At 37.1% G+C, this 22,471-nt stretch carries 30 protein-coding genes and 2 pseudogenes; 29 read left to right on the plus strand and 3 right to left on the minus strand.

Annotated elements, in window-relative coordinates:
- Window positions 1–83 precede the first annotated feature (83 nt).
- The 3 genes and pseudogenes from IEV74_RS12690 to IEV74_RS12700 all read left to right on the plus strand — a co-directional run bounded on the left by IEV74_RS12690 (window position 84) and on the right by IEV74_RS12700 (window position 2,009).
- Window positions 84–542: an NUDIX hydrolase gene (locus IEV74_RS12690; protein WP_188455736.1), complete on the plus strand. Its 459-nt coding sequence runs from the start codon at window positions 84–86 to the stop codon at window positions 540–542.
- A gap of 74 nt (window positions 543–616) precedes the next feature.
- Window positions 617–1,096, plus strand: a complete 480-nt coding sequence (locus IEV74_RS12695) for a hypothetical protein (RefSeq protein WP_229683172.1) — start codon at window positions 617–619, stop codon at window positions 1,094–1,096.
- 187 nt (window positions 1,097–1,283) lie between these two features.
- Window positions 1,284–2,009 (plus strand): annotated as a pseudogene (locus IEV74_RS12700) (MOSC domain-containing protein).
- Window positions 2,010–2,483: 474 nt separating this feature from the next.
- Here IEV74_RS12700 and IEV74_RS12710 read toward each other — a convergent pair.
- Window positions 2,484–2,630, minus strand: a complete 147-nt coding sequence (locus IEV74_RS12710; protein ID WP_188455738.1) for a hypothetical protein — start codon at window positions 2,628–2,630, stop codon at window positions 2,484–2,486.
- A gap of 234 nt (window positions 2,631–2,864) precedes the next feature.
- Between IEV74_RS12710 and IEV74_RS12715 the strand changes: the two genes are divergently transcribed.
- The 4 genes and pseudogenes from IEV74_RS12715 to IEV74_RS12730 form a co-directional block, all read left to right on the plus strand.
- Window positions 2,865–3,569, plus strand: a complete 705-nt coding sequence (locus tag IEV74_RS12715; RefSeq protein WP_229683173.1) for a hypothetical protein — start codon at window positions 2,865–2,867, stop codon at window positions 3,567–3,569.
- Window positions 3,570–3,613: 44 nt separating this feature from the next.
- Window positions 3,614–4,042 (plus strand): RDD family protein, encoded by a 429-nt coding sequence (locus IEV74_RS12720; protein WP_188455739.1) that lies wholly within the window; start codon window positions 3,614–3,616, stop codon window positions 4,040–4,042.
- Between the two features lie 112 nt (window positions 4,043–4,154).
- On the plus strand, window positions 4,155–4,316 hold the full coding sequence (locus tag IEV74_RS12725) for a hypothetical protein (protein ID WP_188455740.1): 162 nt from the start codon (window positions 4,155–4,157) through the stop codon (window positions 4,314–4,316).
- A 134-nt stretch (window positions 4,317–4,450) separates the two neighbouring features.
- A pseudogene (locus tag IEV74_RS12730) lies at window positions 4,451–4,792 on the plus strand (nuclear transport factor 2 family protein); the annotation flags it as partial.
- A gap of 52 nt (window positions 4,793–4,844) precedes the next feature.
- Here the strand turns inward: IEV74_RS12730 and IEV74_RS12735 are convergent.
- Window positions 4,845–5,177 (minus strand): hypothetical protein, encoded by a 333-nt coding sequence (locus IEV74_RS12735; RefSeq protein WP_188455741.1) that lies wholly within the window; start codon window positions 5,175–5,177, stop codon window positions 4,845–4,847.
- Window positions 5,178–5,431: 254 nt separating this feature from the next.
- On the opposite strand from IEV74_RS12735, the gene IEV74_RS12740 reads away from it, so the two are divergent.
- The 20 genes from IEV74_RS12740 to IEV74_RS12835 all read left to right on the plus strand — a co-directional run bounded on the left by IEV74_RS12740 (window position 5,432) and on the right by IEV74_RS12835 (window position 20,768).
- A complete protein-coding gene (locus IEV74_RS12740; protein ID WP_188455790.1) occupies window positions 5,432–6,250 on the plus strand; it encodes a helix-turn-helix domain-containing protein in 819 nt (272 codons plus the stop codon).
- A gap of 126 nt (window positions 6,251–6,376) precedes the next feature.
- Window positions 6,377–6,817: a VOC family protein gene (locus IEV74_RS12745; RefSeq protein ID WP_188455742.1), complete on the plus strand. Its 441-nt coding sequence runs from the start codon at window positions 6,377–6,379 to the stop codon at window positions 6,815–6,817.
- Window positions 6,818–7,172: 355 nt separating this feature from the next.
- Complete coding sequence (locus IEV74_RS12750; protein WP_188455743.1) at window positions 7,173–7,598, plus strand: hypothetical protein; 426 nt, start codon at window positions 7,173–7,175, stop codon at window positions 7,596–7,598.
- A 109-nt stretch (window positions 7,599–7,707) separates the two neighbouring features.
- On the plus strand, window positions 7,708–8,304 hold the full coding sequence (locus IEV74_RS12755) for a YjgB family protein (protein ID WP_188455744.1): 597 nt from the start codon (window positions 7,708–7,710) through the stop codon (window positions 8,302–8,304).
- A gap of 195 nt (window positions 8,305–8,499) precedes the next feature.
- A complete protein-coding gene (locus IEV74_RS12760; protein WP_188455745.1) occupies window positions 8,500–8,820 on the plus strand; it encodes a PadR family transcriptional regulator in 321 nt (106 codons plus the stop codon).
- A gap of 16 nt (window positions 8,821–8,836) precedes the next feature.
- A complete protein-coding gene (locus tag IEV74_RS12765) occupies window positions 8,837–9,169 on the plus strand; it encodes a DUF1048 domain-containing protein (protein WP_188455746.1) in 333 nt (110 codons plus the stop codon).
- Window positions 9,170–9,214: 45 nt separating this feature from the next.
- Window positions 9,215–9,568, plus strand: coding sequence for a DUF1048 domain-containing protein (locus IEV74_RS12770; protein ID WP_188455747.1), 354 nt, complete (start codon window positions 9,215–9,217; stop codon window positions 9,566–9,568).
- The gene (locus IEV74_RS12775) at window positions 9,565–9,906 is read left to right on the plus strand and encodes a DUF1048 domain-containing protein (RefSeq protein ID WP_188455748.1); all 342 of its coding nucleotides are present in this window, start codon (window positions 9,565–9,567) and stop codon (window positions 9,904–9,906) included. The genes IEV74_RS12770 and IEV74_RS12775 overlap by 4 nt, the downstream gene beginning before the upstream one ends.
- A gap of 349 nt (window positions 9,907–10,255) precedes the next feature.
- A complete protein-coding gene (locus IEV74_RS12780; RefSeq protein WP_188455749.1) occupies window positions 10,256–11,017 on the plus strand; it encodes an ABC transporter ATP-binding protein in 762 nt (253 codons plus the stop codon).
- Window positions 11,018–11,767 carry an ABC transporter permease gene (locus IEV74_RS12785; RefSeq protein ID WP_188455750.1) on the plus strand — a complete coding sequence of 250 codons (750 nt, stop codon included), beginning with the start codon at window positions 11,018–11,020 and terminating at the stop codon, window positions 11,765–11,767.
- Between the two features lie 205 nt (window positions 11,768–11,972).
- Window positions 11,973–12,350: a hypothetical protein gene (locus tag IEV74_RS12790; protein WP_188455751.1), complete on the plus strand. Its 378-nt coding sequence runs from the start codon at window positions 11,973–11,975 to the stop codon at window positions 12,348–12,350.
- Window positions 12,351–12,464: 114 nt separating this feature from the next.
- Window positions 12,465–13,379, plus strand: a complete 915-nt coding sequence (locus tag IEV74_RS12795) for a helix-turn-helix transcriptional regulator (protein WP_188455752.1) — start codon at window positions 12,465–12,467, stop codon at window positions 13,377–13,379.
- Window positions 13,380–13,442: 63 nt separating this feature from the next.
- Window positions 13,443–14,039: a class I SAM-dependent methyltransferase gene (locus IEV74_RS12800; protein WP_188455753.1), complete on the plus strand. Its 597-nt coding sequence runs from the start codon at window positions 13,443–13,445 to the stop codon at window positions 14,037–14,039.
- 338 nt (window positions 14,040–14,377) lie between these two features.
- Window positions 14,378–14,899, plus strand: a complete 522-nt coding sequence (locus tag IEV74_RS12805; protein WP_188455754.1) for a GNAT family N-acetyltransferase — start codon at window positions 14,378–14,380, stop codon at window positions 14,897–14,899.
- A 463-nt stretch (window positions 14,900–15,362) separates the two neighbouring features.
- Window positions 15,363–16,202, plus strand: a complete 840-nt coding sequence (locus IEV74_RS12810; protein WP_188455755.1) for a PHP domain-containing protein — start codon at window positions 15,363–15,365, stop codon at window positions 16,200–16,202.
- Between the two features lie 698 nt (window positions 16,203–16,900).
- On the plus strand, window positions 16,901–17,146 hold the full coding sequence (locus IEV74_RS12815; RefSeq protein ID WP_188455756.1) for a hypothetical protein: 246 nt from the start codon (window positions 16,901–16,903) through the stop codon (window positions 17,144–17,146).
- Window positions 17,124–17,840 (plus strand): alpha/beta fold hydrolase, encoded by a 717-nt coding sequence (locus IEV74_RS12820; RefSeq protein WP_188455757.1) that lies wholly within the window; start codon window positions 17,124–17,126, stop codon window positions 17,838–17,840. The genes IEV74_RS12815 and IEV74_RS12820 overlap by 23 nt, the downstream gene beginning before the upstream one ends.
- A gap of 310 nt (window positions 17,841–18,150) precedes the next feature.
- On the plus strand, window positions 18,151–18,807 hold the full coding sequence (locus IEV74_RS12825; RefSeq protein WP_188455758.1) for a Type 1 glutamine amidotransferase-like domain-containing protein: 657 nt from the start codon (window positions 18,151–18,153) through the stop codon (window positions 18,805–18,807).
- A gap of 396 nt (window positions 18,808–19,203) precedes the next feature.
- Complete coding sequence (locus IEV74_RS12830) at window positions 19,204–20,094, plus strand: Vgb family protein (RefSeq protein WP_188455759.1); 891 nt, start codon at window positions 19,204–19,206, stop codon at window positions 20,092–20,094.
- Window positions 20,095–20,114: 20 nt separating this feature from the next.
- Window positions 20,115–20,768: a Vat family streptogramin A O-acetyltransferase gene (locus IEV74_RS12835; RefSeq protein WP_188455760.1), complete on the plus strand. Its 654-nt coding sequence runs from the start codon at window positions 20,115–20,117 to the stop codon at window positions 20,766–20,768.
- Between the two features lie 145 nt (window positions 20,769–20,913).
- Here IEV74_RS12835 and IEV74_RS12840 read toward each other — a convergent pair whose 3' ends face one another.
- Window positions 20,914–21,051: a hypothetical protein gene (locus IEV74_RS12840; RefSeq protein ID WP_188455761.1), complete on the minus strand. Its 138-nt coding sequence runs from the start codon at window positions 21,049–21,051 to the stop codon at window positions 20,914–20,916.
- Window positions 21,052–21,187: 136 nt separating this feature from the next.
- Here IEV74_RS12840 and IEV74_RS12845 point away from each other — a divergent pair, with 136 nt between their 5' ends.
- Both IEV74_RS12845 and IEV74_RS12850 read left to right on the plus strand, forming a co-directional pair.
- A complete protein-coding gene (locus IEV74_RS12845; protein ID WP_188455762.1) occupies window positions 21,188–21,931 on the plus strand; it encodes a GNAT family N-acetyltransferase in 744 nt (247 codons plus the stop codon).
- A 67-nt stretch (window positions 21,932–21,998) separates the two neighbouring features.
- The gene (locus IEV74_RS12850) at window positions 21,999–22,382 is read left to right on the plus strand and encodes a YkvA family protein (RefSeq protein WP_188455763.1); all 384 of its coding nucleotides are present in this window, start codon (window positions 21,999–22,001) and stop codon (window positions 22,380–22,382) included.
- The last annotated feature ends 89 nt before the right edge of the window (window positions 22,383–22,471 follow it).

Raw genomic sequence — 22,471 nt, forward strand, 5'->3', positions numbered from 1 at the left:
CAAAATCCAATGTGAAAGTGTTAATGAAAGAAGCGAATTAATGCGATGGAGATAAATATACGAAAAGAATTGGGGAGAAATGGATGTCACAGAATGGAATTGTTTTAGTAGCAAGTGTCTCAATCTTTAGTGATGATAAAGTCTTGATTATCAGAGAGAATAAACCTACTGCTTTTAATAAGTGGAATTTTCCGGGTGGTCATATCGCATCTGGTGAAGACATTCTTAATTCGGCTCTAAGGGAGGTTAAAGAGGAAACGGGATTTGATGTCAACCTGATTGGTACTACGGGTGTATATAATTTTATAAGTAGTTCGAACGATCAAGTTATCTTATTTCATTTTATTGGTGAAGTTACTGGGGGTTCTTTAAATCTTGAAGAGGACGAAATTACAGACAGTAAATGGATAAACATAAATGATCTTGCAACAATTGAAAATGAGGATTTACGGGATTCAAATGTTATAAAGCAAATAACTGATAACCTGTTAAAAAAGAATTTTTACTCAATTAGTGTGTTTAATAAACAACTTACTAATTAAGTTAACAGCGAAGTCAGGCAAGTTGCTGTCGCTTGAGGGCACTTAATATTATTTATGTTACAGGGGGCTTTTCATTGAGTACGGTTATTATGAGGAAAATTATTTCAGCATCCGTTTCTGGGTCACTATTTGCTATTTTGCTCGGTTTAATTGTACCAAATCCGTTTGGAGAAGGTACAAGTTCAATAACAGATTACTTATCCGCTTTTATAATAGCAACACCTGTTTATTTGATATATAGCTTCCCAGTCATTTTCATCTATGGTATTTTAACATCCTTAATTAGTGATAAATTAAGCAATTTAATAGTAAGAAAAACTAATAATAAAAGGATTGAACCAATTATCTCAGGTATTTTACACGTCCTTTTTGGTCTTGTCTTGCTCCTTTATAGTTTGGGTGCAGCAATTTTGTTCTTTATTACAGACAGATTACTGCAAAAAGGCAACTATAAAATAAATTGGGTGCATTCAGTAAAAAGTTTAGCAATACCCTGTGCTGTTTGGTTATCATTTATGGGGATGGTTTATTTGGAACATATATTTTTTAACTAAGGGGTCATTTTTTTAATAGGATTTTCTAACCTTTTTTCCGCAATCAGGCACACTTCTGGACTTGTGCTAGGAGGACCTTGTTGTCGACTATCTTTTTTTGATATTCGAACAGTTCATGGTCAGTAGAGTCGAATAACCTGATTTGTTATCCTTAGAGCAGGATGTAATTCATATAGGAGTGAATGAAATGTTAATCGGTTATATGAAGAAAATAGTTCGTCATCCAGTAAAGTCTTTTTACGGGGAAAGTGTGCAAAAGTCCAAAATAATGGAATATGGTTTGTATGGTGATCGAAGTCATGCTTATTTAGATGAAAAAAGAAAAGGAGAATTCTTAACCATAACGCAATTCCCGGAAATGGTTCGATATAAAGCAAGGTTTGCAGGAGAAGAGTTTATGGATGAATATCCCAAAGTCGAAATAATGACACCTGAGGGGAAGGTTGCAGATTGGAAAGATGAAGAGATAATAAAAGAAATTGAAAACAAATCGAAAAGAAAAATATCTACTATTGAATATTCCCCTTCACATGTGCCTCTAGGATCAATTGCAGAGGAACATATTTAACTTGTAACAGATGCGTCATTAGATAAATTGAAAGAAATATGGGGAGGAAACGAGGTGGATTTTAGACGTTTTCGCCCTAATTTACTAATTTCATTAAAAGAAAAAATACCGTTTGTGGAAGAAAAATGGTTTGGCAGAATAATAAAGATAGGGAATGAAGTCGAAATAGAATTAAAAAGACATTGCAAAAGGTGTATGATTATTACGGTTAATCCTGATAACGCAGAACGGGATTCGAGCTTGCATAAAACGATTATAAAAGAAAGAAAAAATAATTTTGGGGTTTATGCTAGTGTGATAAAAACTGGTGACATTCATGTGGATGATGAAGTTCATCTTGAATGATTTTTGTTAACCTTAATAATGGTATATTCATTTATTTAATTGGATAAAGGCTAATAATACGGGATAAATTGGAACGAATTGTGTTGTCAATTGCAATCGGGTTGGCATCGGGAATAAAGGAAGGTGCCCAATTTGCTATTGTAAGACCATTGAATTGAGAATAATCCTCTATTTTCTTCTCCCCTAATTTTTAAAATAATGAAGAAAATATGTTAGTATTATGGACAGATATTGAGCTAACGAAGCCAAAATAAGTAATAAAGCGCATAAAAAGATCGGCTGTCATGATCGACTTTTTAAATACCATTCTAAAATTTCCTTTTCATTTTTGGAGGGAGTGTTCGTAACTGATCAATTTTAGCCCATCATGGACTTCTCTTGCAAACGTAATTGTATGAGTGCCAAACGTGTTATGTGCGCCTACAAAACCATCAAATTGAATTGTGAAATTAAAAGAAAGTCCATTTGTCATTTTTAAATCTGAACTTTTTCATTCCAAGTTTGAATGCCCTTAATGTCGTAGTGTTCATCAACGGCTTTATAAATATCATCCCACATTAAAGACAGCAATGCTTTTTCGTAAGTTGATTGGTTTGAAGCAAGTGCTGGAGTTGAAAACATAAAAAAAGAGTATCGGAAAAATAACGAACACTTTTTTCATAACAACACCTCTCTAACAATTCCTTAATGACATACTTGCCAAATGAATCAAAAATATAACTTATGAATCGCTTTTCTTTAAGAAGTAGAAGCCCCTTTTCTTGTTGAAAACATAATTAATTTTGTAAATGAGGTGTTTTTATTTTACCAGGTGAAGACATTCTTAGAACATGGCGGAAGTTTGATGGATTTCCAATGGAAACATTAAGTAAGTTATGGGTTTATAATAAGGATAAGGTCGGCAAACAAAGAGATGTTTCTACCATGAAGGAACATAGACAAAAATACGGTCTTTCCGGTAATTGCTTTGACTTGGCTATCTGGTTGCTTGATGAATTTAATAAGGATGGGATTGAAGCATATCCAATAGGTCATGATCTAAATACAGTGGATGCCCATGTAGCAGTTATAGCATTAAATGACTTGGGAAATCGTTATTTATGTGATTTGGGGGATCAATGGATTATGCCAATTCTAATGGATGAATATAGTGAAGACTTTAGTAATGGAAGGCACAGTGGATTTTTTCCAGCAGCAAATATACAGGTGACTCCTTTAGGTGAAAATGTAGAAATACTATATTATTGGCCGAATGGAAAAGTATCTAAGCAAGTATATGATACAACTCCAATAGAAAGAGGGGATTTCTTTAAGGCAGCTGAAAACTCTCAGAATATGATTAGACCAACACCATTAATAGAGTATCGGCTTCCTTATAAAAATGAAATTGCTCATTGGGAATTCGACAATTGGGAAATTAACTTAAGTACGACAGAAGGCTTGTATAAAGTACCAACAAAAGAAATGATCGGTGATTATGTGGAAAATATTAGCAGCGTAGTCGGTTTTGATAGGGAATTATTATATAGTCTTATAGAGCAATACAGGGAATGGAAATAGTATTTGAACGAGGAATAGTTATGAATTATGAAAGGAGAAATTTGATGGAGGTTACTAATCCAGCGGGCTTTCAAAACAGATTTTTGGCCAGAATTTTAGATTTGCTTATTATATTTCTGGTGACGGGAGTATTTTCGCAATTATTGTATGGGGAATTCTATGATGATGACAATTTTTATCCCATTGATTATTTAGGGTTGATTTATGGTCTTGCATTACCTGTTGTCTGGTATGGATACACACTGGGCAGAAGAATGGTGGGGAATCGTATTGTAAGAGTCGATGGGAGAAAAATCGGAATAGGAACTATGATACTAAGGGATATAGTAGCAGTAATTGTTTATATTTTCACATTTGGAATAGGATTAATCGTTAGTGCTTTTATGATAGGAACGAGAGAAGATAAGCGTGCGATTCACGACTTTATAGCCCAGACCTATGTGACAACGGACCCGCCAACAAAAGCCCATTAATGAACATTAGCTTCTATAAAGTATATTGGGGCATTAAGTTTGAGAAAGCATTCACATATTCATATTTCAACAAATGTACTTAAATAAAAAGAAATGATAAGGAGAATTGAGGATGGACAGCCAATATTTTGTAGGTTGGGGTACACTGGCGTTGATTAATGCAGCACTTGCACAGGGAAAGAACAGGACGGGGTTAAATTGGTTTTTACTTTCTCTTGTATTAGGTCCAGTGGCAACACTAATTTTGTTATTTGTTGAAAAAAGGGAACGGTAGTCTAAAATCCGTAATTAAAGCCTTGTTGGTTTCATTGAAATAAGGTATCATCAATATAGAACATATATTCGAATAATTTGAGAGGTCCAAGGAGATGATTTTATGCCGGTTTTAACCCCAAAAGAGAATATGAGAATGCAACGAATTCACATCAATTCAAAAATGTATCCAAATTAATTGATGAAGACGCTATTTATTATTTTTCTGATGAAAAAGTTTGTGGACTTGAACAACTTAAACCTTATTTTGAAGAAACTTGGGAAAATATTCAGGATGAGATTTACACCATTTCAGATGTGAATTGGATTGCACTTGGTGAGACTGTTGCCGTTTGTATTTATCAATTCCATTGGACGGGAAATGTTGAAGGGAAACGTAAAGAAGGTAGTGGCAGAGGAACAAATGTCTTTAGACAGAGTGACGATAGTTGGAAAGTGGTTCATGAACATCTGAGTATACCAACTTATGTTAAATAACAATTTGTGATTTTGGGCAACTCCTTAATACAAATGGTTTTGAAGCATCCAATTATGTGGAAAAACCCCCACAGGCAAATATTCGAATACTCAATGGAGCTGAACATGCTTTCAGACCGAATAAACACCTTTGTAAGTCCGAACCAGACAGCCCTTGATCAATCGATTTAACATAATAAGGAATTGCTTTATTATTTAATCCGGAATTATCGTAGGCAATACCAATTTGATAATTAATTTCTGCGTTATCTGGGTGGTCCTTAGACATGTTTAGAAGAAGATCACGAGCTTCTTTTAAAATTGCCATATCTTGTTTTGCACGCCCATCTTCCCGTAATGCAATAGCTTTGTTTAGACGTTCGCGAAAATTGCTTTTTGTGTTCATTTTTCTTTTCCTCCACTCATCTTATTTTATGATAATAAATGATGAAGCAGCAATTAGGAGAGAAGAAATATTATAAAAATAAAATCATGAACTTAGCCCTCCTTAGAATCTAAGCAATAAACCAGGCTCTTTTGTATTCTAACTTAGTGAAAGTAGGCGGTCAATGCTAATCAGATCCTTAGTAAAGGTGACACGCAATTTTTAATGGGTTATGCTATTTTTATAATCAAATGAAGGTAGTGATCGATGTGGCCATGTTTTGTATATTCCGCCCTCAGTCGACCTTGTCGGATTTTATTAATATTTTTTGGTTGTATAAGGGTTACCATCCGCCTCATGAAATGGAACATGTTTTGCCGGATGGCTCTATGGAATTGGTTATCAATCTTCAAGAGGATTTGATAAAGGTGTACGATCAGAAGAAACATGATCGTTTCAGAGGCTTTAATGGAAGTTTACTATCCGGACCGCATTCGCATCCTGCTGTTATTGACACAGCATGCCAAGCGTATACAATAGGCGTTCATTTTAAACCCGGTGGTGCTTTTCCATTTCTTAAGCTTCCGATCATTGAATTGCATAATAACCACGTTACGTTGGACACGGTGTGGGGGGTAAAAGCAGCTGAAATGAGAGAGCGGCTCCTTGAAGCTGAAATGCCGACTGCCAAATTTCAAATTCTTGAACATTACTTAATCGAAGTAATGACGAAAGATTCATCACTTCATCCTGCTGTTTCCTTTGCCATCAAAAAATTTCAGGCTTTCCCTCAGCAATTGAAAATCGCTGATGTAACGGAGCAAATCAGTTTAAGTCCACGACAATTTATTCAGGTTTTCAAGGATAACGCCGGATTGACACCCAAACAGTTTTGCCGCATCCAGCGATTTCAGATTGTGCTTCGGTCAATGAAAGATGTGAAGCATGTTGATTGGGCAGGAATTGCTTTATCATGCGGTTATTATGATCAGGCACATTTTATCCACGATTTTCGCGCTTTTTCCGGCTTCAGTCCAACAACCTATCATTCTCAGCCAGGCAAACAACAAAATCATATTCCACTTGATTTATAAGGTCATTTTTTTACAATACAGCTTCTTTGGACATTATTAAAATAAAGTCGATGCAATCGCACAAATCTAAATTTAAAGTGATTTTACGGAGGCATCAAAAATTTAATGTAATGGAGGTGAGCTTGCATGGCAACTAATACAAACCCTATCCCAAGAGGTCATCACACTGTGACACCATATGTGATTATTAAGAATGCGACAGAGGCAATTACGTTCTACAAAAAGGCGTTTGGAGCAACTGAAATGGTGCGTTTAACTGACAGCAGCGGCAGGATCCAGCATGCTGAGATTATGATTGGTAATTCACAGATTATGATTGTGGACGAGTTTCCAGAGTTTCCGATTATGCGCAGTCCGCAGTCTCTTGAGGGAACCGCGATGCATATTTTTCTTTATGTGGAGGATGCAGATGCACTTTTTTCAAAAGCAATTGATGCAGGTGCAAAGGAATTGATGCCAGTGGAGGATCATCCTGAAGGTGACAGAAGAGGTGGTTTGACGGATCCTTTTGGTCATATTTGGTGGATTGCAACCCATATAAAGGATGTACCGCTTGGGGAAACGTAAGAAACAGATATAATGGCTGATTTGTTTTGGAAGGTTTGGTAATCTTCAAGATGTCAGCAATTGCATTAGTGGGCGTTTTTTTGTGAAAAGAAAAGCGCCTACTATTTGTTTTCTGGTTCAAAGAAGGAATTGTTCGTCAGGGCATTTATTACGCTGGCGATGGCAATATAGCGGGGTTTGCTATGCGTATACAAAATGGAATAAAATAGTATTGCTAATAGCGGATTTAGTTTATCATAATAGAAAATAAAGTTTGGGTTAACAAAAGATTTAGCAGAAGCCTGCACTAACACCAAACGAAATGACATTAATATCACGATCAAACGCTGTAAACATATATGGGAGGGACGTTTTCATGTACAGACCATTTCGTTGGTTGGTGCTTATATTAGTCATACTTATTATTTTGTATGCTGTTTTGCCGACCATGATGATTATCAATCCAGAATTTCTCCGAGGTGAAATTATCCATAGTCAGCCCGAACTTTCAAACAATGCGGTAGAGTTTGCCATTGTTGCGGTTAGTATTTTCGCGGCAGGTATTCACGCCATATTCATCGGTCTATACATTTGGCTATTTATAATGATGTGGAAACGCCGTAATTGGGCACGAATCACATTAACGATTCTAGTGATACTGGCTGCAGCTGGGAGCTTAGCCTCATGGACAGCGGGACCAGCATTCTACAGTATTATCATTATAACGAATGTGGTTCATGCTATACTGATCGGATTCTTGTGGATCCCCCGAATTGTAAACAACTACTTTTGGCAAAATTAAATGTGGATAATCTAAGTATTGAAGCGAAATCCCTGCCTAAATTGTGAACCAGCTATCATTGTTTCGTAAAATTCTATATAGGGTACTGTTTTATCAGGAGGGATACAACATGGCTTTTAACAAAACAGCATCGAAACTAATTGCCGTCTCATTAATTACAGGCTTAGTATTCGGAATGGGAAGTCTTTCCCATACAGGACAGGTTCATGCCGAATCTGGTGCTGCCGTTACTTCATCCGCGGCAAACCAAAATGCGGTGGATACGTTAACTAACCTTTATGATCATGCCTTCTCAGGAGAAATGCCGGGAAATATTCAAGGGCTAAAAATTAATGATAGTACGAAAAAGGCTGTTCACCAGAAGCTAGGCAGTCCCCATGAGGTTAACAATCAATTTGATTTGTACGGCTGGAATATGGGGAACCCCGGATATGGATTTGCGTATAACAACGATAATACCATTTCGGAAATACGGAATTTTGGTACAGGTGTTGAAAGACAAACAAACCTTGGAGGAATTACACCGGATCTGCTAGCAAATGAATTGGGTCATGCTGATAAAGTTCTTGATGTGCCAATGACTGATGAAACAGATTACGTTTATCGAACAGGTGACTATGAGCTTCATTTTATTGTTGGCGACAACCCGATTATCGAGGGGTATGACAAAACCGTGAATCACGTAAATTTAAAAGAAGCTAAATAACCGATTTTTAACAGGGCTGTCTCAAGTTGAGATAGCTCTTTTTAAATTTATAAAGAAATTTAAAATAAATTCTTGACAGACATGACTATTATGTAATACTATATAGTGGTAATAAGTAATACTGAATATCCGTATAACAAATTACTGTAATACGCAGAACTAAAAAATACTAAAATACAAATGGGGAGGATAACCTTGGAAAATATTACAGAAATGCTGAAAGGGGTGCTTGAGGGTTGTGTGCTTGAAATCATCAGCCGTGGCGAGACTTACGGCTATGAAATTACACAGCAACTAAGAGAACTTGGCTTCACGGATGTGGTTGAGGGCACGGTTTATACGATCACAATTCGGCTTGAGAAAAACAATCTGGTGGACATCGAGAAAAAGCCATCCACTATGGGACCCCCAAGGAAATTTTACACACTCAACGAAGCAGGTCAAAAGCACCTTGAAGTTTTTTGGGAAAAATGGGAATTCGTTTCAAGCAAAATTAACGAACTCAAACGAAAATAAAATAAGGAGTGGTAATATGAGTATTTTTGAAAAAATTATCGGTAATCTGGATGACAAGCGGGAATGGAAGGCGATGGAGGCGCGTGCGAAGGCACTTCCGCGTGAGTACCGTAATGCGTACAATGCCATCAAAAAATATATGTGGACTTCTGGTGGTCTGACTGACTGGGATGACATGAGCCGTATCTTTGGCGGCATACTTGATCTTTTTGAGGAAGGCGCAGCGAAAGGGAAGAATGTCACTGACATAACAGGTAAGGACGTGGCCGATTTCTGCGATGAACTAGTGAAGGACGCGAAAACCTGGAAGGATAAATATCGCGCAAAGCTGAACGATACGATTAAATAATAAAGCTGTACCGAACAGCTTAGCATCTTAAAGGAGGAAACTACAATGAACTTTTTAGAAAAAATAACCGGCAGCGATATGACTAAAGAAATGAAAGATTTTGAAGCGCGGGCAAAAGTCTTGCCTGGTGATTATCAAACTGCTTGGAAAGAAATTGTAAGTAACCTGTGGATTCACGGGGATTTCACCGGTCGTAATCTGATGCCGATTCTTGACAGTGCTCTTGAACTGCTCGAAGTTACATCAGCAGACGGACAGAGTGTTGAAGAAGTGCTAGGGGATGATATCAAAGGCTTCTGCACAGCGCTTGTTGGTGACGAAAGCGCAAAAAATTATAGAGATAAATGGCGTGACCAACTCAACAAGAACGTAGCAAGAAAATTAGGAGGACTGAAATGAGTATCAAAAAAATCATTGAAGGCAAAAAAGAGTGGAGAGCACATGTTTCGCGTGTCAAAGCGCTTCCACAGGATTACCAAATTGTCTATAAAGAGATCCAAAAATATCTTTTCAAAGTCGGTCCTGTTGAGCTAAACGAAGGTATTGGAATGCTCTCGGAAATTCTCAGCCTCTTTGAAGAAGGTGCAGCTTCTGGGAAAGATGTGCTTGATGTTACAGGGACAGACGTTGCTGCTTTTTGCGATGAGATGATAGGGGATTCAAAAACTTATGCTGATCTCTATCAAGAATCGGTTAATCAAAAAGTCAATAAGGCTAGGAAAAAAGAAGAAAAGTAAGGAAAAAATCAAAATTGAAGAATTAAAAACTCTTTCAAGAAAAAAGTTCTCAGGAAGCTGAAAAATGATAGGGTGAAAATACCCTCCGAATAGATAGTACCGACTGAATAGCTGGTTACAAAAGTGAATTTCCAGTTTTACTATTCAGTTTTATTTTCAACCCAGTAATAAGTAATACAGATTACTTGTAAGACTTAGTAGTGAACAATCAAGCTTCGCAAGGCATTCGACCGGATAATTACTCCACTTTGTCTGAAGGCGAGAAACCCAACTCGCTAATCAGGCAAAGCAATTTCCGAAACACTCAAGCGGTCTTGCTTTGCTTATTATAAGGAGGAAAACAAAACATATGACCAATACAGCGATTTCTATAAAAAGCTTAAAAAAATCCTTTAACGATAAGGAGGTCTTAAAGGGGGTGGATTTTGAAGTGCAGCGTGGCGAAATTTTCGCACTGCTGGGCTCAAATGGAGCGGGAAAGACAACGACGGTCAACATCCTTTCAACGCTGATGAAGCCCGATGACGGAGAAGCAGAAATTTGTGGATTTGATGTCCAAAGTCAACCGGATCACGTTCGCCAAAGCATCAGCCTGACAGGACAGTTCGCTGCTTTGGACGGTATGCTCACTGGCCGGGAAAACCTGATGATGATCGCCAAGCTGCGAGGAATTTCCAACCCCGCACAGGTCGCCGACAATCTGCTTCAACGATTCAGTTTGACCGATGCAGCCAATCGAAGGGCGGATCAGTACTCCGGTGGGATGAAGCGCAGGCTTGATATTGCCATGAGCCTGATCGGTACACCTGCAGTCATTTTTCTAGACGAACCGACGACAGGACTTGATCCAGAGGCACGGATGGAAGTCTGGGATACCGTGAAGGAGCTTGCCGGCGGTGGAACAACCATCTTGCTGACGACACAGTACCTGGATGAGGCCGAACAACTGGCGGACCGTATCGCCATCCTGCATGGTGGAAAAATCATTACAACCGGTACCCTTACCGAACTTAAGAGGATGTTCCCGAAAGCCCAAGTGGAGTACATCGAAAAGCAGCCGACGTTGGAGGAAATTTTCCTCGCAATCATTGGCAAAGAGGAGGAGAAGTAATTGAAAAACAAAACAGGAGTATTACTAGGGCGTTTAATGTGCAATATCATGCGCAGCCCGGATACGATTATCACGGTGGCGATTACGCCAATTATGCTGCTGCTGCTGTTTGTCTATGTATTTGGCGGCGCTATAGAGTCAGGAACAGACAACTACGTCAATTATTTATTGCCGGGAATCTTGCTGATGACTATCGCATCCGGTGTCGCTTACACTTCATTAAGGCTGTTTACGGATGTAAAGAGTGGGCTGATGGCACGTTTCATTACCATGCCCATCAAGCGATCATCGGTATTATGGGCTCATGTGTTGACTTCACTGGTTTCCAATGCGCTTACTGTTATGGTAGTTGTTCTGGTGGCTTTATTGATGGGCTTCCGTTCTGGTGCTGGTATTCTCAATTGGCTTGCGGTAGCTGGGATACTTGGGCTGTTTACACTGGCACTGACATGGCTGGCGGTCATTCCCGGATTGAAAGCGGGGTCTATGGAAGGGGCGACTGCCTATTCGTATCCGCTGATTTTCCTGCCATTTATCAGTTCGGCATTTGTCCCTACTGAAACAATGCCTGCTGTTGTCCGTGCATTTGCTGAGAATCAGCCTGTGACTTCAATCGTGAATGCGATTCGTGCACTCCTGTATGAGGGATCTGTTGGCAACGATATCTGGATTGCGCTTGCCTGGTGCATTGGTATCATGGCCATCGCTTACATTTTTGCTAGTAAGGTGTTTAAACATCGATTGGGATAAGTGCCGCGATTATGGGAATAGCAGATTAATAGACAGCTTCGATAAATGTATTTTCAATCACATGGATGAAAATATAATTTAATATGGCGAACAATTTGCGAAGGGACAGTTACGATAATAAATCGATAACTGTCCCTTTCATTCATTTAATTATATAATGAAAATCAAACATTTGTAACGAGCGGACAGGGAAGGGGGAGTGGTAATGAAGGTTACTAAAATTTTGCTGCCGATATGTGGGTTGTTGATAATTTTATTTGGATGCAGTCAGGGTAATCGTTACAATACAACAGGTAATCCAACACCTGAGGATTTTCTGGAAAATAAAGATGCAGATATATTTCTTCTAGACGGGATTGTTTTTTCGAATGCACAGGATGTTGAATGGGTCGCGGAACTGGAATACAAGTTAGGTAAACGGATTGGAGAAATAACTAAACAAACAGACAACGCTAGCCGTTTTAAGGATGGTACGGCTAACAAATTACAGGTAGGAACCAAGATATATGAAACAGATACCCCGGCATTCATTGCAATTGTTAATGATAAAGAAATACCTTACTTGAAAATGATTGAAGGATAATGAACAATACAAAATGTACGTGTATTAATGCAATGAGCAGGATACTTTAATCAGCTCTTTCTAGGTAATCGTAATCATGACAAAAATAATTTTTTAAGGGGAGGAAATGGAGAATTGAAATTAGAACGTCTGCTATCTATCATAATCAAGCTCTTAAATAATGAAGTTTTGTCAGCCTCTCGATTAGCTGAGGAATTTCAAGTATCATCACGGACAATCTATCGAGATATCGAAGCGATTTGTGCGGCGGGAATTCCGGTCGTTTCCTACCAAGGTACGAACGGAGGTTTCGGTATCATAGAAGGATATAAATTTGATAAAAGCTTAATGGATTCTTATGACATATCGAATTTACTCACAGTATTAGGCAGTTTATCAAGTATTTTTGAAGATCATGAAATAGAACATACGACAGATAAATTAAAACTTCTGGATACAAGCGGAGGCAATAAGTCATTGTTGATTGACTTAAAAAGCCATGGAAAAGAACCAAATTCATTAACGGGTTTGCGAAAGGCAATACGTGAAAAAGAAGTAGTCCGCTTCGATTATGTAAGTAATAAGAATGAATTTACATCACGTGAAATAGAGCCAGTTCAGCTTCTTTATAAATTCCGTAACTGGTATTTGTATGGTTATTGCAGAGAACGCAGGAATTATAGGGAATTTCGTGTATCCCGTATGATGCATATAACCCCGACACAGGAAACGTTTTTACAGAATCACGAAATTAAACATGATTCTACTTATTCCTACCCTGATCTGGAAATGTTTGAGGATGTAGTAATCTGGGTGGGTCCTGACTCCCTGGTAAAAGGATTAGACTATTTCCAGAATGCCTCTAAAATCATGAACAATGATGGCAGTATGACTTTTACGCTTTCTGTTTATCAGCCCTTGCACGCCAACTGGCTTATATCTATTCTGCTAGGCTTTGGCAGTGGAGTCAAAATTATTGAACCTGTGGAAATGCAATTAATTTTAAAAAATGAAGCAAGAAAAATAATAGAAATTTATGGCGATGTATGACAGTTTGTAATTACTGGCAGCGGTTAAAATCAGGATCAACCATAATTGACGAGGTGAGTGAGTATGGAAAATAACGTTTTTGAACAGTTGGCAAAAAAATATGATACAGAAGAAAGAATGGAATTAGCTAAAGTCATTGTTGAGGAAGTAAGACTAGAGTTACAACAAAGTAAATCAAAGTCTTTAATCGACTATGGAAGTGGTACTGGTCTAATTAGTTTGGAATTGTCAGATCTAGTCGATTCAATTTTGCTGATAGATTCTTCAAAACAAATGTTAGAGGTTGCGCAAGGTAAAATCTCTCAAAAAGGAATTATAAACGCAGAGGTACTTTACTCAGATTTTACCAAAGAAACTCCCGAACTTAAGGCAGACATTGTCATACTGTCACTCGTTCTTCTTCATATTCCAGATACTAAAAAAATTTTACAGGAATTGTTCGGTGTTTTAAATAACGGTGGCAAGCTAATTATTATTGATTTTGACAAAAACGATAAAATTCATCATCCAAAAGTTCATAACGGTTTTTCACAAGAAGAATTGACAAAAAGATTATCCGAAGCTGGATTCAAATCAATTGAAATGAAGACATTCTATCATGGGAATCGTATTTTTATGAATCAAGATGCTTCTATGTTTATGTCTAGTAGTATGAAGTAATTTTTGTTCCATTATATACCATTTGATTTGTACATTCATACAGGAGTAGGAGCATGGAGACTTGGGATATTTACGACAAGGATAGAAATCTGACGAACAAGCAAATGAAACGTGGGGAAAGATTTGAACAAGGTGCCTATCATTTAGTGATTAGGAGATAGTTTCATAGAAATCGAGGTTGGTATCCAAACTGCATAGGTCAGGTTGGAAGTTGCATGTTAAGTAGATTCTGCAATCGGGCAAGTTTGTGAAACAAGCAAAAACTCAAGTAAAGGTGCAGGGTGGTTTCAGAAGAGAATTATAATGTAAGCACTAAAATTGATTGGTGGATAGAATACATGGATATATTAATTGATAAGTTAAATAACACAGATGAGAAGGATTTGTATAAGTTTGAACTTGAAAACAGAACCTTTTTCGAGGAAATGGTACCTACCCGAGGAGAGGACTATTATAAGCCCGAAGTTTTTAGAATAAGGCATGAAACCTTACTTGAAGAACAGGCTAAAGGAATTTCCTATTTCTATTTAATTAAAGATGAAAATGGTTCTATTCTTGGGAGGATCAATTTAGTTGATATTGATAAATCTCATAAAATCGGTAATCTAGGGTATAGAGTTGGTAAACTGCATACTGGAAAAGGTGTTGCTAAAAAAGCATTGAAATTATTATTAGAAACAGTAATAGAGTTAAATATAAAACAAGTTAGGGCGAAAACAACAACCAATAATATAGCATCCCAAAGGGTTTTAGAGAAAAACGGATTTAAGCATACAGAAACCAGTGATGAAGAATTTGAAATGAATGGCCAGAAGTTGAAATTTGTTAATTATATATGGACTAATAAATTATTGTCCTAATCAACAAAAGCGTTGTTGCAGCATTAAAGCTGTGCGTCCTTTATGTCATAATTGGGCCGTTTTTTTAAATAACTATTTTATTACATAGTAGATCTATACTGCGCAACAACGCTTTTTATAAAAATGGAAAGTGTTAACAACAATTCGTTTTCTTCTAATGAATTTAGTATGAAGTCTTGTGATAGGGTGAATTTTTCACTTAAAATAACTGGCAGAATATTTGAAGAAGAGGATTAAAAAAGAAGGGTCATAAAAAACCGCTTTTGTAATATTGTGTTAGTTGTGTCTTTATCTACATAGAAAAGTATTATTAAATGAGATGGAATTAAATGAAAATACAAATGGGGAAACATAGCTAAAAGGAACGAAGAAGAGTCCATGTCCGTCATGATATAATACAACTAATCAATATATAAGAAAAAAGGAATTATACAATCAATTACAAGTTAGAGGTGAAATTTTTATGTATGCAGATCTACATATTCATTCACACTATTCAGATAGTACCCGTTCCCCTGAGGAAATTGTCAAGAAGGCAAGAGAGCTGGGCATTGACTTATTATGTGTAAGCGATCACAACACGACAGCATCTTATAACGAGCTTATACCTTTGTGTAAAGCGAACCAAATTAAATTAATTAGAGGAGCAGAAATCTCTACCTCTTTTGAAAATAAAGAATTTCATGTTCTCGCTTATGACTTCAACTTTGAAGATACAGATATAATTGATATTTGCAAGCAAGGTGAGACGGTTTTTGCTGATATTGATTTAGAATTAATAAAAATGATGAGTGTTGACTATAAGGAAATAAGTATAGAAGATTTTAATTCTTACAATCGAAATCTAAAAAATGGTGGTTGGAAAGGTTTTGACTATCTAAAGAGCAAAAACTTAGTTATTGATGTTCCTAGTTTTTTTAAGCTCATCAGTGATTATAATATTAAACCAAAAAATTCATTTCCATCAATAGATCATGTAATCAATGTAATTCATCAAGCAAATGGTAAAGCCGTTATTGCCCATATCGGAGAAACAATGAGGAATAATCTTTTTGAAATAGAACCTCGGTTAAAAACACTTAAGAGCATGGGCGCAGATGGCTTTGAATGCTATTACACAACTCATACAGAAGAAACAACAAATGCTCTTATAGACTTTTGTCAAAAAAATAATATGTTAATAACTGTAGGCAATGATGACCACGGTGGATTTAACAATAGAGCAAATGTCATATATGAAATGGGGGCAATTAAGGTTGATTTTAGTAAGTTGAATTTGAAAGATATTGAGATTTTGAGTTAAAACCATGTATGGTAGCACAAAACAGTCTCTTTTCATTATAGTATCGGGTACTTATGTTTAACACGGTATATGAATAAAAGTAAATCTAGTTGTTGCACAGTACAAATATACTATGCAATAGAAAATGATATTCAGCAATTTGAGCGCCTCCCGATTGTTATGCAATCATTTTAGCCTAATACCGATTGTTACAAAATCAGTAATCTAATTCTATTATTTTTTTAAAATTAAGACACCTATCTCATTTAAGATACGCGATTTCGGATGTTGCTTAAAAAGGTGGTGACAGGTAATGAGCAAAGGGGTTAAAATCACGCTTTGGATTCTTCTTGTTGGTTTTATAGTTTTATCTGTAATCGGCATTGCTACCTTATATGCTTTCTAGCTCCGTTTAATAAACGTCGCTTTTCTGGGATAAGTACGGTGTCCTATCCCGGTTTCCACGACTGCTACATTTAGATTGTTGAATAAAGATTCAATAAGTAGACCTATTGAATTCAAATTAATTGATTCATTCAAAAATCACTTCAGTTTACGTTCACGGTTCTGAATGGAAACATCATCTAAGAGTATTACATAGGCATGATCTTGAACGGATACTAAATATGTGCAAAAAATTATTTTAACATTGTGATTGTTGTTTTTAGTTCTACAAAAGAGCCTTAATGTTGAATTTATATATAAAGGGTGAAGAATAATTGGACTCAATAATAAACGCAATATTGAATTTAATAGGCAGTATATCAACAATGATTTTTGCGTCATTTAAGGATATAACAGAGGAAGAAATTGAAAAGAACATTGAGTACTTAAATCAAGAAAAGTGGTTTCAAGTATATTCTAGCAGGGGCAAGCTGTGTAATCAGGACTGGTTCTTAATTTTGGATTTTATTTTTAACACAATGAAAAGGGGAGATGTTTATGAACAGGAAAAAATCAGATAAAGCGCCGATTATTTTGGTGCCCGGATTTTGGCTAGGTGCATGGGCGTGGGATGATGTTACAGAAAACCTTCAAGCCGATGGTTACAATGTCAGAGCCTTGACGTTACCTGGCTTAGAATCAAAAGATACTAATCGTTCTACAATTAAATTTTTCGACCATGTCGAGGCAATATGTGATGCTGTGAAGGCAGCTGGTGAGCCTGTTGTGCTCGCCGTACACAGTGCAACTGGGGCCACAGGCTATGCTGTAAGTGATCGCATGCCTGAGCTGATCGCAGCTATGGTGTATGTTGACAGTTTTCCAGAGAAGGATGCGATGAATCCGGAATTTGATGGCGTTGAAATGCCCTTACCTTCGTGGGAGAACCTCGACGAAGCCGATATCAAAGGAATGAGCGAGGAACATCGTAACCTCCTAAGGCAACGAGCTGTTCCTGAGCCGGGTGGTGTTATACGCGAGGCACCCGTATTGACTAATGAGAGACGACTTGATGTGGCGAGCACCGTAATTTGCACAGCGCACGCGTCTGATAAGATCAAATCTTTTGTCAAAAAAGGGTTGATGAGTGGTCTAGAAGAGTTGCATAATGTTTCCTATGTTGATCTGCCAACACACCACTGGCCCATGTGGTCACGGCCAAAGGAACTAGCAGACTTGTTAGGCAATATAGCCCGGAACGCTACCGCTTATTGATGGCTCTTAAATGGTACCGGATCTATGGTTGGTAAAGCTACACAGATCGTGGGGCATCTCCAGACGGTAACCCTTCAAGCAAACTTCGCTCACATTCGCAAGAAAAGATCACTCGCTTCGATAGCCAATAATTCGGATGTTTTGGAATTCTAATGATAGTTACGATCTAAAGCAAATGGGCGCGGCTGCGAAATAAAATACTGCGTCCTTAATTGCTGAAACAGCCATATTGAGTATTGTGTTTGTGACAAGAAAACTGAATGAGTAATGCAGAAATTAATGTTACTCATACTTTGCAACGGGGGTACTTATGAAAACTCATTATTATTTAGGTTGGTTTAGCAATTTTTTTCCTGAGAAGCTTGGAAAGGTTTTACAGGAAGATATAACTGATCGGAAATCGCTTACTATGATTAGCTCAAATCCATCTCTTTATGAAGGTGATGGTGCTACTGAACGATCGTGGCTTGACCAGGCAGGTATTATATTTGATGAATACCATTTAATTAATTATCGCGTACAGAAGGAAGCTGCCCATACGTTAATTCAAAATGCTTCAGTCATTTTCTTGTTGGGTGGTAATACAGTTGAACAAAATGATTTTTTAATGGAATATGAATTGTCGGATTTAATTAAAAAAAGCGGATCCGTTGTGATAGGGGCAAGCGCTGGTGCAATCAACATGTCCGCTAAATGGTTATGCTCGAAAAACTTTGGATATAAAGTTGAAAATAGCTATGTTTACGATGGAATCGGACTTGATGATTTTTCCGTCTTGTCTCATTTTGACCTTGAAAATAACATTGCGATGCTTCAAAGCGAACTGTCTCCCTTATCGGAAAAAATGAATATCTATGCGTCGAACAAGGATTGTGCTGTACGTGTGAAGGGAGAAAAAATCGACATTTCTGGCAATGTATATTTAATTTCCCACTCAAAGATTCAGAAATTGGATGAGACCCTCTAGCCTTTGAAGTGGTAAAAATGAAGGTTAAATGAAGTGCTGCCAATGTGGGAACAAAAAATATCCTTTAAAAAGTAGTTGAAAATATTAAAATAATTGTTTATAGTGTAAGTATTCAAAGACGGAAGGGTGAAAAAAGTACATGATTCTATAATCCTAACTTTAAGAAAAATCGATAAAGACTGTATTCAATTCAAAGTGGGCAACTATGCCAATTTGAAGCTAAATATAGCATTATCGAGTGTTTTTCTGGGATAGGATTATTGCATGTACTTTATAGGAATTAAAAGTAGCCTTAAACCAGCAGGCATAAGGCTGTACTATAAATTACACTACTCCTATCTCGGAATATGAGCATAGGAGATTTTTTGCGTTCAATAAACTATGGGAGGGATGAAAATGAGTTTTATATTAAAAGAATTTGATTTGCCTATTCCCGATTCAGGTCCGTACAGTATAGCTCTAGCAAAAGATGGAAAGGCATGGTTCACACAACATAAAGCAAATAAAATCAGCTGTTTTAATCAGAATGGTGAGATAGAAGAATTTGAAATTCCTACCCCTAATGCAAAAGTGATGTGTTTAATCGTTTCCTCCGTTGGGGACATATGGTTTACGGAGAATGGTGCAAATAAAATCGGGAAGCTTACAGATACCGGAATATTTACAGAATATCTATTGCCAAAGCCGGATTCAGGCCCTTATGGAATAACTGAGGGTCTGAATGGAGATATATGGTTTACCGAATTGACTGGAAACCGTGTAGGCAAGTTGACTGCGGAGGGTAGCATAAAAGAATTTGATTTACCAAAACAGAATTCTTTTCCTTCTTTTATTACTTTAGGAAGTGATAACGCACTTTGGTTCACGGAAAATCAAAATAATGCAATTGGACGGATGACGGATTTAGGTGAACTAACGGAATTCCCCTTATTAACACAAGCGGCAGGTCCAGTGGGGATTACCAGCGGCAACGATGACTCACTTTGGTTTGTTGAAATTATGGGCAACAAAATAGGGAGAATTACTACGGATGGAGACATTGATGAATATGATATTCCAACTCCAAACGCTCGACCACACGCAATCACAACAGGAAAGGATGGAGAATTATGGTTCACTGAATGGGGTGCTAATCAAATTGGCAGGATAACAGCAAACAAAACCATACAAGAATATCCGCTTCAAACAGAAAACGCAGAACCGCATGGGATTGCCTATGGAAAAGATGAATCGGTCTGGTTTGCATTGGAATGTAACAAAATAGGAAAACTTAAATTGAGTGAATGAAATTGGGGGTGAGCATTGTTATGGAGTCACAAAACCATCTAGGACCGAACCCAGATGAAAAATATCCGATTAAAGGAAATAATCATGTTCAATTTATAAAACCATTCATTACAAAGCCCAATATTTTAGTTGGGGAGTATTCTTATTATGACAGTAAAAATGGTGAAAGCTTGGAAGAGCAAGTGCTTTATCATTATGAAATTATTGGAGATAAGCTAATAATAGGTAAGTTTTGTTCTATCGGCCCCGGTACGACATTTATAATGAATGGTGCTAATCATCGTATGGACGGCTCAACATTCCCATTCAATCTTTTCGGAAATGGGTGGGAGAAATTTACTCCTACATTAAAAGATCTGCCTTACAAAGGAAATACAGAAATTGGAAATGATGTTTGGATTGGACGTGAAGTGACAATCATGCCTGGAGTGAAAATTGGAGATGGAGCTATTATTGGAGCAAAATCTGTTATAGCAAAAAACGTAGAACCATACACAATTGTCGCTGGAAATCCGTCACGAGTGATTAAGAAAAGATTCTCTGAGGAAAAAGTTAAAAATTTATTGGAAATAAGATGGTGGGACCTTACAATTGAGATCATTAATGAACATATTGACCTTATCCTAAATGGCGATGTTGAAAAGCTTAAACAAAATTTAAGAAGAGATAAGTAATTCTTCATCAATTACAAAAGTATATTTATTTCATTATCGGGTGCGATTGTAAAGAATGAAGGGCCCAATTTCTGGTTTATAAATACTGAGAAATTGGGCTTGTAGTATAAGGTGTATCCATATTTTTCCGATGCTAAATGGGTACTCAGTTGCCATTCTGCATGGAAGCATCTTTATCTGTACGTAATACTTCAATCAGCATGTCCGCGTAGATTGCGTTACCTTTTGTAAGGAAATATTTGTGGTGTATTCTTGCAGTAAACGGTGCTCCACCCGCTTTCATGTAAATAAACACCGCGAGTCCAATAAACGAAGAGGTAAGTAGAATGGAAACGGATAGGCATACAATATCAGAATAAGATTATACAAATTTCTTTTTAGTTTTCTAAATTAAGGAATTTGTGAGGGGAGAAATAGAAATGTTCGCTACTAGGGGAGCAAAAATTCTTGATGGAACACCTAATTACGTTGTTATAGAAAAGATTGGGCAAGTATCCTCTGTAAAACATTTTGAAGGTATTTTAGGTGAAGTGAAAGAATATGTAAAAGAAAAAGGCATTCGATCTGTATCGATTGTCTTAAATGAAAAAGAAGTACTACAAACGGAACTCACAGGTGTTCTTGAGGCGTTTGGATACCGGATGCAGGAAATACAACATTTATATGAACGTAATCTGTCCTCTTTAAACATGAATAAACAGATAGAATCGATTGAAATAAAATCACTGGAGCAGACAAAAGCTGACGTATTTAAAAAGGTTTGGATGGAAGCCAGGTCAGGGTCTTTAAATGCACATAATCCTCACTCAGCTCTTTCTATTGAAAAGGAATTTGAGGGAATGAAATCTGAACTTGGACCAAATTACATAAAAAGTTGTCTGACTGCTTTTTACGGAAAAGTTCCAATAGGAGTTACAATGCCGCATATTGAACCGGGAACCATTCATGAAGGCAGGCTGTTTTATTTCGGAATACTCCCCGCATATCGCAACAGTGGATGGGGAGAGGTCCTTCACAAACGTTCTTTGCAAATGCTTAAAAATATCGGTGCAACCCATTATATCGGTGCAACCGGACATAAAAATATTCCAATGCAACGCATATTTCAAGTCAACGGTTGTCAGTTGTTTGAAAGGAAATACACCTATAGATTAAAGGACTAATCAATGTGCGCTTTGCGGTTTATAAAAAATACCAGAATTATGTCTAGTTTTATAAGTGGGAGATAAAATGTTCAAGAAAATGAAGTGTTTGGCGAAAAAATTAAAACAACAGATATTTATTCTCTACTATGCCTGTAAAGATGACAGATTACCATGGTATGCAAAAGTATTTATTGCTTTTGTTGTTGCATATGCGTTTAGTCCAATTGATCTTATACCAGATTTTATACCTGTTCTTGGCTATTTAGATGAGGTAATTCTCCTGCCACTAGGAATAATGCTTGCTTTGAAGATGATTCCGAAAGATATATTGTCTGACTGTAAAATAAAGGCGGAGAAAGAGAAGCAAAATGATAAACCGAAAAATTGGATAGTTGGATCAATAATTGTATTGATTTGGGGTGTATTTGCGGGATGGATTGTTATGAAAATTTATCAGCACTTCAAGTAATGGTGCTGGAACGGAAGTCTTAGAACTGTGAAGAAAGATAATTGGGGGAAAAGGAGAATGATTTTTCACGCCTTATCAAAAGAATTTGC

Source organism: Virgibacillus oceani, assembly GCF_014638995.1.
Taxonomy (GTDB): Bacteria; Bacillota; Bacilli; order Bacillales; family Amphibacillaceae; genus Virgibacillus_E; species Virgibacillus_E oceani.

Bases quoted from the DNA above. Each gene is read 5' to 3' on its own strand.
- IEV74_RS12825 (WP_188455758.1), top strand. From the start codon at position 18,151: ATGAAAACTCATTATTATTTAGGTTGGTTTAGCAATTTTTTTCCTGAG.
- IEV74_RS12835 (WP_188455760.1), top strand. From the start codon at position 20,115: ATGGAGTCACAAAACCATCTAGGACCGAACCCAGATGAAAAATATCCG.
- IEV74_RS12750 (WP_188455743.1), top strand. From the start codon at position 7,173: ATGTACAGACCATTTCGTTGGTTGGTGCTTATATTAGTCATACTTATT.
- IEV74_RS12810 (WP_188455755.1), top strand. From the start codon at position 15,363: ATGTATGCAGATCTACATATTCATTCACACTATTCAGATAGTACCCGT.
- IEV74_RS12765 (WP_188455746.1), top strand. From the start codon at position 8,837: ATGAGTATTTTTGAAAAAATTATCGGTAATCTGGATGACAAGCGGGAA.
- IEV74_RS12720 (WP_188455739.1), top strand. From the start codon at position 3,614: ATGGAGGTTACTAATCCAGCGGGCTTTCAAAACAGATTTTTGGCCAGA.
- IEV74_RS12805 (WP_188455754.1), top strand. From the start codon at position 14,378: ATGGATATATTAATTGATAAGTTAAATAACACAGATGAGAAGGATTTG.
- IEV74_RS12755 (WP_188455744.1), top strand. From the start codon at position 7,708: ATGGCTTTTAACAAAACAGCATCGAAACTAATTGCCGTCTCATTAATT.
- IEV74_RS12735 (WP_188455741.1), bottom strand. From the start codon at position 5,177: ATGAACACAAAAAGCAATTTTCGCGAACGTCTAAACAAAGCTATTGCA.
- IEV74_RS12850 (WP_188455763.1), top strand. From the start codon at position 21,999: ATGTTCAAGAAAATGAAGTGTTTGGCGAAAAAATTAAAACAACAGATA.
- IEV74_RS12725 (WP_188455740.1), top strand. From the start codon at position 4,155: ATGGACAGCCAATATTTTGTAGGTTGGGGTACACTGGCGTTGATTAAT.
- IEV74_RS12740 (WP_188455790.1), top strand. From the start codon at position 5,432: ATGTTTTGTATATTCCGCCCTCAGTCGACCTTGTCGGATTTTATTAAT.
- IEV74_RS12770 (WP_188455747.1), top strand. From the start codon at position 9,215: ATGAACTTTTTAGAAAAAATAACCGGCAGCGATATGACTAAAGAAATG.
- IEV74_RS12830 (WP_188455759.1), top strand. From the start codon at position 19,204: ATGAGTTTTATATTAAAAGAATTTGATTTGCCTATTCCCGATTCAGGT.
- IEV74_RS12745 (WP_188455742.1), top strand. From the start codon at position 6,377: ATGGCAACTAATACAAACCCTATCCCAAGAGGTCATCACACTGTGACA.
- IEV74_RS12820 (WP_188455757.1), top strand. From the start codon at position 17,124: ATGAACAGGAAAAAATCAGATAAAGCGCCGATTATTTTGGTGCCCGGA.
- IEV74_RS12775 (WP_188455748.1), top strand. From the start codon at position 9,565: ATGAGTATCAAAAAAATCATTGAAGGCAAAAAAGAGTGGAGAGCACAT.
- IEV74_RS12840 (WP_188455761.1), bottom strand. From the start codon at position 21,051: ATGAAAGCGGGTGGAGCACCGTTTACTGCAAGAATACACCACAAATAT.
- IEV74_RS12710 (WP_188455738.1), bottom strand. From the start codon at position 2,630: ATGTTTTCAACTCCAGCACTTGCTTCAAACCAATCAACTTACGAAAAA.
- IEV74_RS12790 (WP_188455751.1), top strand. From the start codon at position 11,973: ATGAAGGTTACTAAAATTTTGCTGCCGATATGTGGGTTGTTGATAATT.
- IEV74_RS12780 (WP_188455749.1), top strand. From the start codon at position 10,256: ATGACCAATACAGCGATTTCTATAAAAAGCTTAAAAAAATCCTTTAAC.
- IEV74_RS12845 (WP_188455762.1), top strand. From the start codon at position 21,188: ATGTTCGCTACTAGGGGAGCAAAAATTCTTGATGGAACACCTAATTAC.
- IEV74_RS12715 (WP_229683173.1), top strand. From the start codon at position 2,865: ATGGAAACATTAAGTAAGTTATGGGTTTATAATAAGGATAAGGTCGGC.
- IEV74_RS12690 (WP_188455736.1), top strand. From the start codon at position 84: ATGTCACAGAATGGAATTGTTTTAGTAGCAAGTGTCTCAATCTTTAGT.
- IEV74_RS12800 (WP_188455753.1), top strand. From the start codon at position 13,443: ATGGAAAATAACGTTTTTGAACAGTTGGCAAAAAAATATGATACAGAA.